The sequence below is a fragment of the Photobacterium sanguinicancri genome (assembly GCF_024346675.1).
Lineage (GTDB): Bacteria > Pseudomonadota > Gammaproteobacteria > Enterobacterales > Vibrionaceae > Photobacterium > Photobacterium sanguinicancri.
On record NZ_AP024850.1, the window covers coordinates 3,657,809 to 3,671,300 of the forward strand.

The window sequence follows — 13,492 nt, forward strand, 5'->3', positions numbered from 1 at the left end:
AGTATTTATGGTTAATTACCGTCCTATCTTATTCGTGATTGGGTTGGTCTTATCGAAGATCGCCCTCTTCATGTACGTCCCTACTTTAGTGGCGTTTTTTACCGGCACTGGTGGCTTTATTGATTTTGCCACAGCGGTGATCATCACTCATGTGGTGGCCTTCCTATGCCTCACCTTTGGCCGTACCAACGAGTTTAAACTCGGGGTGCGCGATATGTTTCTGATCACCACCTTGGTTTGGACCATCGCCAGCGCTTTTGCCGCGCTGCCCTTTGTGTTCATCAATCATATCAGTTTCACCGATGCCTATTTTGAAACCATGTCAGGGATCACCACCACAGGTTCAACGGTACTCAGTGGCCTCGATGATATGGCACCGAGCATTCTATTGTGGCGGTCAACGCTACAATGGCTTGGCGGTGTCGGCTTCATCGTGATGGGGGTTGCCATCTTGCCGATGCTCAACGTCGGTGGGATGCGGCTGTTCCAAACGGAATCATCAGATTGGTCCGATAAAAGCTCACCGCGTACCAAAAATGTCGCCAAAAACATTGTGAATGTGTACTTGATCCTAACGGGTCTTTGCGTGGTCGGTTACATGCTGGCGGGGATGAATACCTTTGATGCCATCAACCACGCCTTCACAACATTATCGACCGGCGGTTATTCCACCTCTGATGGCTCGATGAACCACTTCTCCAATGCCGCGCATTGGGTAGCGATCATCTTCATGTTTGCTGGCGGCTTACCTTTCTTATTGTTCGTTCAGATGTTGAGAAAGAAAAGTGCGACCGCTTTATTCAATGATGCACAAGTACGCGGATTTACCCTGTTGGTCTTTGGTGCCGGGTTATTGGTCGCAATATGGCTCACGCTTGATAAAGACTATACGTTTGCCGATGCCTTCCGTGTTTCGCTGTTCAACATCATTTCAGTGGTCACCACCACAGGCTTTGGCTTAGATGACTTTACCAACTGGGGTCCATTCCCTGCGATTGTGTTTGCCTTCATTATGCTGGTGGGCGGTTGTTCAGGCTCCACGGCTGGCGGCATTAAAATCTTCCGTTTCCAAGTGGCTTTTGCCTTACTGCGTAAGCAAATGATGCAATTGATCCACCCATCAGGGGTGTTTATCCAGCGCTACAATGGCCGTCCTGTCACGGATGGTATCGTACGTTCTGTTGTGGCCTTTGCATTGACGTTTATTATTACGATAGTTGTGGTAGCTGCGATTTTAGGCATGCTCGGACTGGATCCCGTAACCAGCATTACAGGCGCGGTCACAGCAGTTGCGAACGTAGGACCAGGGATGGGCAATATTATCGGCCCAACAGGGAACTTTGCGACATTACCCGATGCAGCAAAATGGGTACTGAGCTTCGGCATGTTGATGGGGCGTTTAGAGATATTAACGGTATTAGTGGTGTTCTTCCCCGCATTTTGGCGAGATTAGTCCTGCACAGGTCCTGAGAATCACGAACCAAAAGATACAAAAACGGCGCTCATCAGCGCCGTTTTTTATTGCTTATTAAGCTTGATTAGATCGGTTTTACATATAAGTAAATCGCGAAGAAATGACAAATCGTGCCACCTAATACAAACAAATGCCAAATCGCATGATTGTAAGGAATGCGCTTATTCACGTAGAACACCACACCCAGCGAGTAAATCACCCCGCCAAGCCCTAGCAAGACAAGACCGCCTGTTGCTAAGGACAAAGACAACTGATACACCGCAATCAGCGCTAACCACCCCATCACCAAATAAGTTGCCAGCGATAGCTTTTTAAAGCGGTATACAAACATAATTTTAAGGGCAATACCCAGTAACGCTAACCCCCAAATCACCGCCATTAATGTCATGGCGAGTGGGGTACGTAATGTGATCAACAAAAATGGGGTATAGGTACCCGCGATCAATAAGTAAATCGCACAGTGATCTAGGGTTTTCAGTACACGCTTGGCTTTTTCTAGTGTGATAGCATGATACAAAGTCGAAGCCAAATACAGCAGGATCATACTGCCGCCATAGACGCTTAAACTCGCAATACTCATGGTATCAGCATTCAGATTATTCGCCTGCACCAGCAGCAAAACTAACCCTACAATCCCAAATAGCATACCAAGGCCATGACTCACACTGTTGGCAATCTCTTCTGCTACCGAATACTGTGGGCCGGCACTTTTATTCATTGTTGTCGCTCCTAATAGAGTTAAAACTCAGCTAAAGAGCAGTATCGCACAACTTAGCTTACACTTGTACGCTGAAATGCATTTATCATCATTTTAACACTCAGCGCCCAAGTTATAATCCACAACGTCACTATCACTAAGTGGTCTCATCAAGGAAGGCGACAACTTGCTCACCCGCAGATTCAGGAGAACAATCAGCGCTAATCTGTAATTCGCGTTTTAATTCACCACGCCCTAAGAACCCCGCCAACATACCAGACACACCTTTTAAACGACGATCCACTTCAAACCACAATTGCAAACCTTGTTCATCACGGTAGGCCACCACTTCAAGCTCTCGCCAGCGACCGTGGAATGGTCCAGAAACAGGCACAAATTCAAATTCTTGTACAAATGGCAACGCAAAACCTTTGGCAGCTTCACATTCCACCTGACGAATACGCAAGCCTGCTTGCTCTAAAGCCGTAAACACCCCATCCATCAAAGGCTCGGGACGCACGGTTAAGGTGTCTTTATCTTTAGGATCAATCGCAAGCGCAATATCTAATGAGGTATCAAGCCACACTTGAGCATCACCAATCGTAACGGGCGTATTAAATGGAAGGTCGAAAGTAAATGAAAATTGACGCTCTTCCTGCACTCCAATCACAAAAGCTTCGGGTAATGACCATTCGGCCAACTTACAAATTTGCGGTATTTTTTCTTTACGCTGATCACTGTCGCCACGGCCAGTCGCCACCTCATCAAGATAACGGCAGCATAAAGATAAATGAATATTATCAATTTGCTGTTCGGTTGCCCCACCTTGAACGCGAATTTCAATTGGCAGCGGTTGGCCTGGGATCAAAACATCATGAGGTAAAATTGTATCGACTTTAGCAGCGCCAATGCCAAAACTCGCGAGACTTTTTCGAAATAAAGACATGCATCCTCCTTGCGCATTGCATCAATACTGGCCATTAGCTTGGCGCTATCGATGGTGCAAATAAACAGTTAAAAACCAGTAGGCTTAAGATACGTTGACTCTATCTTGTACAGTCCGAGATCAAATCGCAAGTCAATTCCACTACTGACTATTTGAGCGATTAGAGAATTCCGACAGAGGCTTTAAAAAGTAGAAAATAAGGCAGAGAAATAACAACATTGGCGTTAAATTGAGCGGATAAGTACCCACATAAATAACGAGTCATCGACAATAAAAAATAGGGGGAGAAACTCGACTTTACGAGAGATGTAGCGAACACCAAAAGAAAACGGAGCGTCTGACACGCGGGGTAACGCTCCGTCTGTAGGGTATTTCTTATTACTTAAGTAGCTCAATGGTTGCTTGGCGAGCAGCTTCAGGGTCTCGCGCTAAAATCGCATCAACTACATTCTGATGAAGTTCCAACTTCAGCATTCTATCCCGCGTAATAATGCGGAAATAGCTTTCAAATACAGCCTTGAATAAATTTCCAAATGGGCTAATAAAATGATTACCAGAAGCAAAGTAAATCAGTTGGTGAAGACGGGTATCAACCGCAATCCATCGCTCTTGATCAAATTGCTCACCGAGCTTATGCATTTCAAGCACCAATGATGCAAGCTCATCACGATCAGCATCACTCGCATTGATCGCGGTACAAGCCGCCGCTTCTGGCTCTAGGGTTAACCGTACACGTTGAAATTCTTCAATAAGCTCACCCGAATCATTGAAGTCGAGCCATGCTAATAAATCTTGATCCAGATAGTTCCAGTTACGCTTTGGTAATACACGAGTACCAATACGCGGACGCGGTAATACCATGCCTTTCGCTGCCAGCATTTTAATCGCTTCACGTACTGCGGTTCGGCTGACGCCATACATTTCACCCAGCTCAACTTCACCCGGTAAAATATCTCCCGGTGGCGTTTCACCTTTTAAAATACGCTGACCGATTGATTCAGCTAATCGATACGACAAGTTCCGGCTAGTCACTAACCGTTGCTGATCTCGCTCCATCATTCCCCCTCAAAGGCTCTTTTTATAATAGTTGCCAATTTATTTCATGACCTATCAATATTGATATGCCTAATACGGCGCAATTAGACCACAAAGCCTGCATGGTGAAACGGCTTATCTTCACACTTGCATCAGATATCCATGTTTTTGCCTTTTTTATGACCCAGCCTCATCCTAAATGAAGAGACTATTGTTCATAATTTACTCGACTATATGAATAGTTGTTGGTATCCTACCCGCGTTTTTTAACAGCAAGTATCACGCTAAACACTACGGTGAAGATAACCCCTCTCACCACACCGTTAGCCTGGTCCCATTTGTAATCTTTCTTGGCCACGGATGTGCCTGATTTATAGGTAAAAACCATGCGCCCTATGACTTACGCTCGCTCGAACACCCGCAGCCCATCACTGTCTCGTACAACATCTCATGCACCACGCTTTAAAGCGCGTACAGCACCACAGGTGTCAGCGGACATTCATCAGATGCCAAGTCAAACCATCACCTCGACTAAAAGTGCTAACGAGAAAGCGGCATAAACCAAGAGATGACAAGGCAGCAGCCTTTGTTGCCTTCCTTTCAGAAACCATCTTGGTATACTTTATCCACAATAAAAATATGACAATTTATTCAGCCTTCATTGTGGAGATAAAATGAAAACCCACCGCGTTAACGAACTGATCGAACTTATCCATCCTGAATGGAAAAAGCACTCAGAACTCAACCTTGTCGAGTTCCTATTAAAGCTAGCCGAAGAAGCTAAATTTGAAGGCAAGCTTGAAGACCTGAGCGACGATGTTCTGATCTATCACCTAAAAATGCGTAACAGTGATCAGAAAGAGATGATTCCTGGCTTAGCGAAAGATTGCGAGAATGATTTCAAAACCGCTATTTTGCGAGCACGTGGCATTATTAAGTAGCCTGAAATAACAATCTCATCTTAGCAAAATCACATTGGGTGCTCGCTGTCAGTCTCATCACAGCGCACCTGATGTTTTTCCACGCCAACTTTCCTTCTGTTATAGCCTAAAAACGCTTCTTCTGTACCGATAACTGAAATTATGACCGTGCTAGAGTAATCCGCAATCCGGCTGTTATATAATCAGCTGATAACATACGCGTATCATTTATAGCGATCAGGCAACGTATCTGATCAAACGGCGCACCAAAGTGTGGGCACCCAAGGAAAGCAATGTCATGAGCCAAGATAAAATCAAGATTAAGGATGTCACCCCCCAACAATTTAACCCCAAAACGCACAAAGGTAACGCCGACCGCTTTAACCCAAGCAATCGTATTTATGTTCGTGCCGTAAAAGGGATTTACCAACAACTCCGTCAACGGATGGGGTGGGTGTTAATGGTCTTATTTATGGGGCTCCCATGGATACCCTATGGTGACCGCCAAGCCATTTTGCTGGATATAGGCCACCAGCAATTCAATTTTTTTGGTACCACATTGTGGCCACAGGATCTGACCTTACTTGCCACCGTATTCATGATTGCGGCTTTCGCTTTATTTTTTATTACCACGTTTTTAGGCCGAGTCTGGTGTGGGTATTTCTGCCCACAAACCGTATGGACCTTTATTTATATTTGGTTTGAAGAGAAACTCGAAGGTGCTGCGAACAAACGTCGTAAACAAGACAGCCTAAAAATCACCGCTAAATTACTGATAAGAAAAACCCTAAAACACATTGCTTGGATCGCTGTTGCACTTCTAACGGGTCTCACTTTTGTTGGTTACTTCGTGCCAATTCAATCACTGTTTATTGATTTTTTCACCTTTAGCACCAGCTTCTCAGCAGGGTTTTGGGTGCTGTTTTTTGCGGGATGTACTTATGCCAACGCAGGTTGGATGCGATCGATTGTGTGCATTCATATGTGCCCTTATGCGCGCTTCCAATCAGCCATGTTTGATAAAGATACCTACATTGTGGGTTATAACGTTGAACGTGGTGAGGCTCGCGGACCCCGCTCTCGTAAAAAAGATCCCAAGGAGCTTGGACTAGGTGACTGTATTGACTGTAACTTATGTGTACAAGTCTGCCCTACGGGCATCGATATCCGTGATGGCTTACAGTATGAATGCATCAACTGTGGTGCCTGTGTCGATGCCTGCGATGAAACCATGGATCGTATGGGCTATGACAGCCGCCTGATCAGTTACACCACAGAGCATAAACTCGAAGGTAAACATACCAAGGTTATGCGACCGAAATTAATTGGCTACGGTGCCGTCATGGTCGCCATGGTGGGGCTCTTTTTTATCTTACTTTCGAGTGTGAACCCGATGGGGCTAGATGTGATCCGCGATCGCAGTCAGCTCTTTAGAGAAAATAACGAAGGATTGATCGAAAATACTTACACCTTAAAGATTCTGAACAAAACTCAACAAGCACGCACTTATCAGCTGTCGGTTTCCGGGCTTGAAACCGTTGAATGGTATGGGGCAACAGCAGTCAATGTGGCTGCAGGTGAAATTTATACCTTACCGATCAGTCTTGGGGTTGACCCTTATGATCTGACCACACCGATTGCTGATATCACTTTCATTATTCAAGATACCGCCAATGATGCTGGCGACCCATTACATACCGAAAGTCGATTTATTGGTGAGCTACGCTAAATTATCTTTAAGATAAACCCGCACGATAACAAAAGGACCGGTAACGGTCCTTTTTTGATCTAGTGATATACTGGGCGTATTCATTCGGCTGTGGACCCCCCCATGACACAACAAAGCTTTAGTTTTTCTGACCTCACTCCTGACTTACTACTTGATGCGCTTGATAGCATCGGCGTTCGCGCAGAGTCTGGGCTCCTAGCACTCAATAGCTACGAAAATAGGGTTTATCAGTTCCAAGCTGAAGATCGCTCACGCTATGTCGTCAAGTTCTACCGTCCTCAGCGTTGGAGCAATGAACAAATTCAGGAAGAACACGATTTCAGCCATGAACTGGTTGAACAAGACATCCCCATTGCAGCTCCCGTAAAAATTGATGGTGAAAGCCTGCTCCACTATCAAGGTCACCGCTTTGCTTTATTTCCAAGTGTCGGTGGTCGCCAGTTTGAAGTGGACAACTTTGATCAGCTAGAGGGCGTCGGGCGCTTTCTTGGTCGTATCCACCAAGTGAGCCAAGGCTCTTCTTTTAAATACCGTCCAACGATTGGCATAGACGAATATCTGCATCAACCACGCCAAATACTTGAAAATGCCGATTTCATTCCCGATCACCTTAAAAATGTTTTTTTTGCCGATCTTGACACCTTAATTGGCGAACTTAGCCAGCAATGGCACACTAATTGGCAACCTCTTCGCCTACACGGTGATTGCCATCCTGGCAATATTTTATGGCGAGATGGGCCGATGTTTGTCGACCTCGACGATGCCCGTAACGGCCCAGCGATTCAAGACTTGTGGATGCTATTAAATGGCGATCGCAATGATCAGCTAGCCCAACTCGATACCATCCTTGAAGGTTATAATGAGTTTGCTGATTTTAATCATAATCAGCTGCAACTAATTGAGCCTTTACGCGGTCTTAGAATGGTGCACTATATGGCTTGGCTAGCAAAACGTTGGCAAGATCCTGCATTCCCACGGGCATTCCCATGGTTTGCAGATCATAAGTATTGGGAAGGGCAAGTGCTGTCATTTAAAGAACAAATTGCAGCATTGCACGAGGCTCCCTTACAGCTTATGCCACAATGGTAGCTCAGCTTTAGCAACATAAGTCACTGTAACAACAATCAATAATTACAAGGGATTAATCCCAATACCATCGTACTGTTTGCCGCAATCAACCAGTACCACTAATACACCAAATAAGGGAGACTTCATGCGTATAATGAAGACAATTTTAACGATAGCCAGTGCCGCACTGTTATCGTTTTCTGTGCAGGCAGCAAAATTTACTGAAGGGGATTACTACAAGGTATTGGATTTACCTAAGTCTTCAACACCCATAGTTACCGAATACTTTTCATTCTTTTGCCCACACTGTAATAGCTTTGAGCCGATGATTAAGGAACTCAAAAAAACATTACCTGAGAACGCGAAATTCCAAAAAAATCACGTCTCTTTCATGGGCGGTCCAATGGGTAAATCATTGAGCAAAGCGTACGCAACCTCTCTTACGCTGGGTATCGATGATAAAATGACACCTGTGCTATTTAACCGTATCCACGGTATGCAAAATGCACCACGGAACGATGCTGAACTACGCCAAATTTTCTTAGATGAAGGTGTAAAAGCAGAAGATTACGACGGTGCATTCAATAGCTTCGCCGTAAACTCCATGGTAAATCGTTACAACAAAGCTTTTCAAGACAGTGGCCTAACAGGCGTACCTGCCGTTGTTGTTAACAATAAATACCTAGTACAAACCGGTGAAATTGAATCGGCAGACGAGTATTTTGAATTGGTAAACTTCCTGTTGAAGAAATAATCTTTACTGGCAGTTACAAAAGGGCGCTTGCGCCCTTTTTTCATTTTTACCACTCACCCAAGATTCAGACCATTTGCGCACTTAACTGCTTCAGCAATCGATCCATCGCACGATAACCCAGCGCTTCTGCTAGATGGCTCCGTGAAATCTGACTTTCTCCGGCTAAATCGGCAATGGTTCGCGCTACCTTGATAATCCGATGGTAGGCGCGGATAGATAACCCCAATTGATGAAGAGCAGTTTCTAAAAACGTCGCATCTGCTTTCGACAATCCACAATAACGATCGAGCTCTCGGGTCGATAGCAACGCATTCACTTTCTCTGAACGCTCAACCATCAATTGCCTCGCTTGCAACACCCGCTCTTGAATCACCGCAGTCGGCTCTCCCCGATCGCCCCCTTCGGCAAGTGTCCCTCGTGGCAATAACGGGATCTCAATCGACATATCAAAACGGTCTAATAACGGCCCAGAGAGACGACTTAAATAACGCAAAATCGCCTGCGGATTGGTTCGTGATTGGTTGCCTTCGTAATAACCTGTTGGACTGGGGTTCAAGGCACCAATAAGCTGAAAACGGGCAGGGAAGGTCGCTTTACTGGTCGCGCGCGAAATCACAATTTCGCCCGATTCAAGCGGTTCTCGTAATGAATCCAAAACCTTACGTTCAAACTCAGGCATCTCATCCAAAAAAAGTAACCCATTGTGCGCCAGTGATATTTCCCCAGGTCGCGGCACAGAACCGCCCCCCACCAAGGCTGCCATTGAGCTCGAATGGTGAGGAGTTCGAAATGGACGTTGTCGCCAGTTGCCTTGGTGCAAACTTTGCTGGGTCAGCGAAGTCACGGCTGCCGTTTCGAGTGCTTCGGCTATCGACATCGGTGGTAACAAATCACACAGGCGAGACGCAAGCATGGTTTTACCTGTTCCTGGCGGCCCGAGAAACAGTACGTTATGACCACCCGCCGCCGCAATTTCTAACGCACGTTTACCTTGTTTTTGGCCGATAATATCTTGCATATCGCGCTGATAATCATCAACAATAACCTCATCTTCAGTCGCGGTACGTTGGAACAAAGAGAGAGGCTGCTGATCACATAAATACCCACACACCGCCAGTAAATCAGCCGCTGATTTATGCTCACAACCTTCCACCAGACCAACCTGATCACCATTACCATCGGGAACCACTAAGCAGCGACTCAACCGTTTTGCTGCAAGGGCGGCAGGCAATGCACCTTTAACAGCACGAAGCTGGCCAGATAACGCTAACTCGCCTAAAAATTCATGGCTCGGTAGCTTAGTTGTCGGTATTTGTCCTGATGCTGCAAGTATGCCAAGAGCAATAGGCAAGTCAAAACGGCCCCCTTCTTTCGGTAGATCCGCAGGGGCTAAGTTGACGGTAATACGGCGTGAAGGGAACTCAAAGTTGGCATTTACAATCGCACTGCGTACCCGATCACGGGCCTCTTTCACTGTGGTTTCAGGCAGCCCGACTAACGTGAGCGCTGGCATCCCATTACTAATATGTACTTCCACGGTAACAGGCGGCGCATTCACTCCAACACACGCACGGCTATGAACAATGGCCAAAGTCATAATTTAATCATCCTGATGATGGTTCACACCAATAAGTTAATGAAAGTTATCAATTTCGTTTCATGCTTAGCCTATATATGCAGAGGAAATGAAAACAAATCCTTAGTTTTTGCTTGTCATGCGACTCATGTCTGTGTTACCACTTAGTAAGCACAACAAATAAACAAATTAGTTGGATAGATAACAATGCGATTTAACGCCAAAGCCCTCGTACTCATTATTAACGTCATTGTGGTGATTATTCTCACCGCAACGGGGAGTGCTAGGCGTTAAACAAACGCAAAAGAAACAACGCACAAGCCCCCGTAACCACAAGGTCCGGGGGCTTTTTTCTAACTATAAGCAATAGACAATCCGCAATATGGAATAAGGGGATCGTGATGACAGGGGCAGAGTTAGTTGTAACAGCACTGCAGCAACAAGGAATAACAACAATATTCGGCTACCCAGGCGGTGCAATCATGCCAATTTATGATGCACTCTACGACGGTGGTGTTGAGCATATTCTTTGCCGTCACGAGCAGGGAGCCGCAATGGCCGCGATTGGAATGGCACGTGCAACCCAAGAGGTTGCAGTATGCATGGCAACCTCAGGGCCAGGAGCAACCAACCTCGTTACTGGCTTAGCCGATGCCTTTCTCGATTCCGTCCCGCTAGTGGCCATCACAGGTCAGGTAGCCAGTACCCACATCGGCACCGATGCATTCCAAGAAATGGATGTGATTGGAATGTCGTTATCCTGTACCAAGCACAGTTATTTGGTTACCGACATTGACGAGTTAGCCCCCACCTTGTCTGAAGCATTTGAAGTAGCAAAATCAGGGCGCCCCGGCCCAGTTATTGTCGATATCGCCAAAGATGTACAGTTAGCACAAACCCCTGTTGATACTCTCCCTTCTTTTACACCACCCGTAATCCCTCAAGTTTGCAGTAAATCACTACAAACAGCGCAGCAACTACTGGCCGCAAGCGAGCGTCCGGTCTTGTACGTTGGGGGCGGAGTTCAGTTAGCAAAAGCAACCCATACCGTTCGCCAATTCTTGCAGATCAATCCAATGCCAGCAGTGAGCACCTTAAAAGGATTAGGCACAATTGAACGTCATCACCCTCATTATTTGGGGATGCTAGGCATGCATGGCACTAAAGCCGCAAATTTAGTCGTACAAGAATCTGACTTATTAATTGTGGTCGGTGCGCGTTTTGATGACAGGGTGACAGGGAAGCTAGATACGTTTGCCCCTCATGCAAAAGTGATCCACTTAGATATTGATGCCGCTGAGTTCAATAAACTCCGCCAAGCACATGCAGCACTACGTGGCGATATTAATACCATTTTGCCTCAACTAGAGCTGAGCCAATCTATTGCCCCTTGGTTGAATCATTGCGATAGCTTACGCCGCGATTTCAAATGGCGTTACGACCACCCCGGTGAGCTCATTTACGCACCTGGATTAATGAAGCAACTGTCTGACATGATGCCCGACACGGCAATGGTCTCTACCGATGTCGGCCAACACCAAATGTGGGCAGCCCAACATATTCAGCCGCGCGAACCCCAAAATTACATTACCTCCGCAGGCCTTGGCACCATGGGGTTTGGTCTACCTGCAGCGATGGGGGCCAAAGTAGCTCGCCCCGACGATGAGTCGATCTTAATCTCGGGAGATGGCTCGTTTATGATGAATGTCCAAGAACTGGGCACCCTAAAACGCAAGCAGATCCCCGTTAAAATGGTGTTAATCAACAACCAACGCCTCGGCATGGTAAGGCAGTGGCAGTCCTTGTTTTTTGATGGCCGCCATAGTGAAACCATTCTTGATGACAACCCAGATTTCGTGATGCTCGCCAAGGCCTTTGATATTCCAGGAAAAACCATCACCAAAAAAGACGAAGTCGAGCCAGCCCTACAGGAAATGCTGGCCAGTGACACCGCCTACTTACTCCATGTATTAATCTCAGAAGAAGAAAATGTATGGCCACTGGTACCACCGGGCGCGGCTAACCAAGATATGCTGGAGAACACCTAATGGATAGATATTTACTCGACATCAAAGCGGATGATAAACCAGTATTACTAGAGCGAGTATTGCGCGTTATTCGTCACCGTGGCTTTATTATCAAGAAAGTCATCGCGACTCAGAACCATGAAAGTAAGGTTGCCAGCGTTGAAATTGTGGTTGATAGCGATCGACCAATCAGCACTCTGGTCAACCAAATTGAAAAACTTTGGGATATTCGCACCGTAACAACAACTCTCTTAGAAAACCAAGACTAGTGCATAAGGAAGAAATGCAAAATGGCAAATACAGCAGATTTTATTTGGTTTAATGGTGACATGGTTCCTTGGGGCGAGGCTAATGTCCACGTGCTGACTCACGCAATGCACTATGGCACCTCGGTTTTTGAAGGCATTCGTTGCTATAACACCCCAAAAGGCCCAATCGTATTCCGTCATAAAGAGCACATGGAGCGCCTAAAAAACTCCGCCAAAATTTACCGGTTCCCAATTCCCTACAGCGCTGATGAGCTAATGGAAATCTGTCGCGAAACCATTCGCGTTAATAAGCTCGAATCAGCCTATATTCGCCCTCTGGGCTATGTCGGTAACGTTGGTTTGGGAGTTTGTCCACCTGTTGATACCGAAATGGATTTGATTGTTGCCGCTTTCCCTTGGGGATCATACTTGGGTGAAGAAGCTCTCGAAAACGGCGTCGATGCCATGATTTCAAGCTGGAATCGTGCCGCACCCAATACGATCCCGACCGCAGCCAAAGCTGGGGGGAATTATCTGTCGTCACTACTTGTGGGCAGTGAAGCTCGCCGTCATGGTTACGCCGAAGGTATCGCCCTTAGCGTTGATGGTTACCTCTCAGAAGGCGCCGGCGAAAACATCTTTGTGATCAAAAATGGGGTACTGCTAACCCCGCCAGCCACCAGTGCCATTTTACCGGGTATTACTCGCGATTCGATCATGGTGTTAGCCAAAGAGCTGGGCTACGAAGTACGCGAAGAGAACATCGCGCGCGAAGCGCTGTACCTCGCAGACGAAATCTTCATGACAGGTACCGCCGCTGAGATTGTTCCAGTACGCTCGGTTGACCAAATCACCGTTGGCGAAGGTAAACGAGGCCCTATCACCAAAGTTATTCAAGCAACTTACTTTGGCCTGTTTAACGGCACCACTGAAGATAAATGGGGCTGGTTAGATTACGTCTACCCCGATAAAAAGTAAGCCACCGCTAAGAATCACCGCCATCACCCGCAGCTATCAA

At 46.4% G+C, this 13,492-nt stretch carries 13 protein-coding genes; 9 read left to right on the plus strand and 4 right to left on the minus strand.

The window, feature by feature from the left end:
* Positions 1-7 precede the first annotated feature (7 nt).
* Positions 8-1,453 carry a TrkH family potassium uptake protein gene (locus OCU87_RS16840; protein ID WP_062690441.1) on the plus strand — a complete coding sequence of 482 codons (1,446 nt, stop codon included), beginning with the start codon at positions 8-10 and terminating at the stop codon, positions 1,451-1,453.
* Between the two features lie 85 nt (positions 1,454-1,538).
* On the opposite strand, the gene trhA is transcribed toward OCU87_RS16840, so the two are convergent.
* From trhA to OCU87_RS16855, 3 genes are all read right to left on the minus strand, one after another.
* A complete protein-coding gene (gene trhA, locus OCU87_RS16845; protein ID WP_261857598.1) occupies positions 1,539-2,192 on the minus strand; it encodes a PAQR family membrane homeostasis protein TrhA in 654 nt (217 codons plus the stop codon).
* A gap of 136 nt (positions 2,193-2,328) precedes the next feature.
* The gene (locus tag OCU87_RS16850; protein ID WP_261857599.1) at positions 2,329-3,117 is read right to left on the minus strand and encodes a sporulation protein; all 789 of its coding nucleotides are present in this window, start codon (positions 3,115-3,117) and stop codon (positions 2,329-2,331) included.
* A gap of 378 nt (positions 3,118-3,495) precedes the next feature.
* A complete protein-coding gene (locus tag OCU87_RS16855) occupies positions 3,496-4,173 on the minus strand; it encodes a FadR/GntR family transcriptional regulator (protein ID WP_062690450.1) in 678 nt (225 codons plus the stop codon).
* A 365-nt stretch (positions 4,174-4,538) separates the two neighbouring features.
* Here OCU87_RS16855 and OCU87_RS16860 point away from each other — a divergent pair, with 365 nt between their 5' ends.
* The 5 genes from OCU87_RS16860 to OCU87_RS16880 all read left to right on the plus strand — a co-directional run bounded on the left by OCU87_RS16860 (position 4,539) and on the right by OCU87_RS16880 (position 8,623).
* The gene (locus tag OCU87_RS16860; RefSeq protein ID WP_261857600.1) at positions 4,539-4,712 is read left to right on the plus strand and encodes a hypothetical protein; all 174 of its coding nucleotides are present in this window, start codon (positions 4,539-4,541) and stop codon (positions 4,710-4,712) included.
* A 114-nt stretch (positions 4,713-4,826) separates the two neighbouring features.
* A complete protein-coding gene (locus tag OCU87_RS16865) occupies positions 4,827-5,093 on the plus strand; it encodes a YihD family protein (protein ID WP_062690438.1) in 267 nt (88 codons plus the stop codon).
* A gap of 277 nt (positions 5,094-5,370) precedes the next feature.
* Positions 5,371-6,801: a cytochrome c oxidase accessory protein CcoG gene (ccoG, locus tag OCU87_RS16870; protein WP_094957146.1), complete on the plus strand. Its 1,431-nt coding sequence runs from the start codon at positions 5,371-5,373 to the stop codon at positions 6,799-6,801.
* Positions 6,802-6,903: 102 nt separating this feature from the next.
* Complete coding sequence (locus OCU87_RS16875) at positions 6,904-7,890, plus strand: serine/threonine protein kinase (RefSeq protein WP_261857601.1); 987 nt, start codon at positions 6,904-6,906, stop codon at positions 7,888-7,890.
* A 133-nt stretch (positions 7,891-8,023) separates the two neighbouring features.
* Positions 8,024-8,623, plus strand: coding sequence for a DsbA family protein (locus tag OCU87_RS16880; protein WP_390960849.1), 600 nt, complete (start codon positions 8,024-8,026; stop codon positions 8,621-8,623).
* A gap of 64 nt (positions 8,624-8,687) precedes the next feature.
* Here OCU87_RS16880 and OCU87_RS16885 read toward each other — a convergent pair whose 3' ends face one another.
* A complete protein-coding gene (locus tag OCU87_RS16885) occupies positions 8,688-10,220 on the minus strand; it encodes a YifB family Mg chelatase-like AAA ATPase (RefSeq protein ID WP_261857602.1) in 1,533 nt (510 codons plus the stop codon).
* 380 nt (positions 10,221-10,600) lie between these two features.
* Here OCU87_RS16885 and ilvG point away from each other — a divergent pair, with 380 nt between their 5' ends.
* The 3 genes from ilvG to ilvE are packed head-to-tail and all read left to right on the plus strand — an operon-like array spanning position 10,601 to position 13,452.
* A complete protein-coding gene (ilvG, locus tag OCU87_RS16890) occupies positions 10,601-12,247 on the plus strand; it encodes an acetolactate synthase 2 catalytic subunit (RefSeq protein ID WP_062690436.1) in 1,647 nt (548 codons plus the stop codon).
* Positions 12,247-12,495 carry an acetolactate synthase 2 small subunit gene (gene ilvM, locus OCU87_RS16895; RefSeq protein WP_062690435.1) on the plus strand — a complete coding sequence of 83 codons (249 nt, stop codon included), beginning with the start codon at positions 12,247-12,249 and terminating at the stop codon, positions 12,493-12,495. Before ilvG ends, ilvM begins: the two co-directional genes overlap by 1 nt.
* Positions 12,496-12,516: 21 nt before the next feature.
* Positions 12,517-13,452 (plus strand): branched-chain-amino-acid transaminase, encoded by a 936-nt coding sequence (gene ilvE, locus OCU87_RS16900; RefSeq protein ID WP_261857603.1) that lies wholly within the window; start codon positions 12,517-12,519, stop codon positions 13,450-13,452.
* Positions 13,453-13,492: the final 40 nt, after the last annotated feature.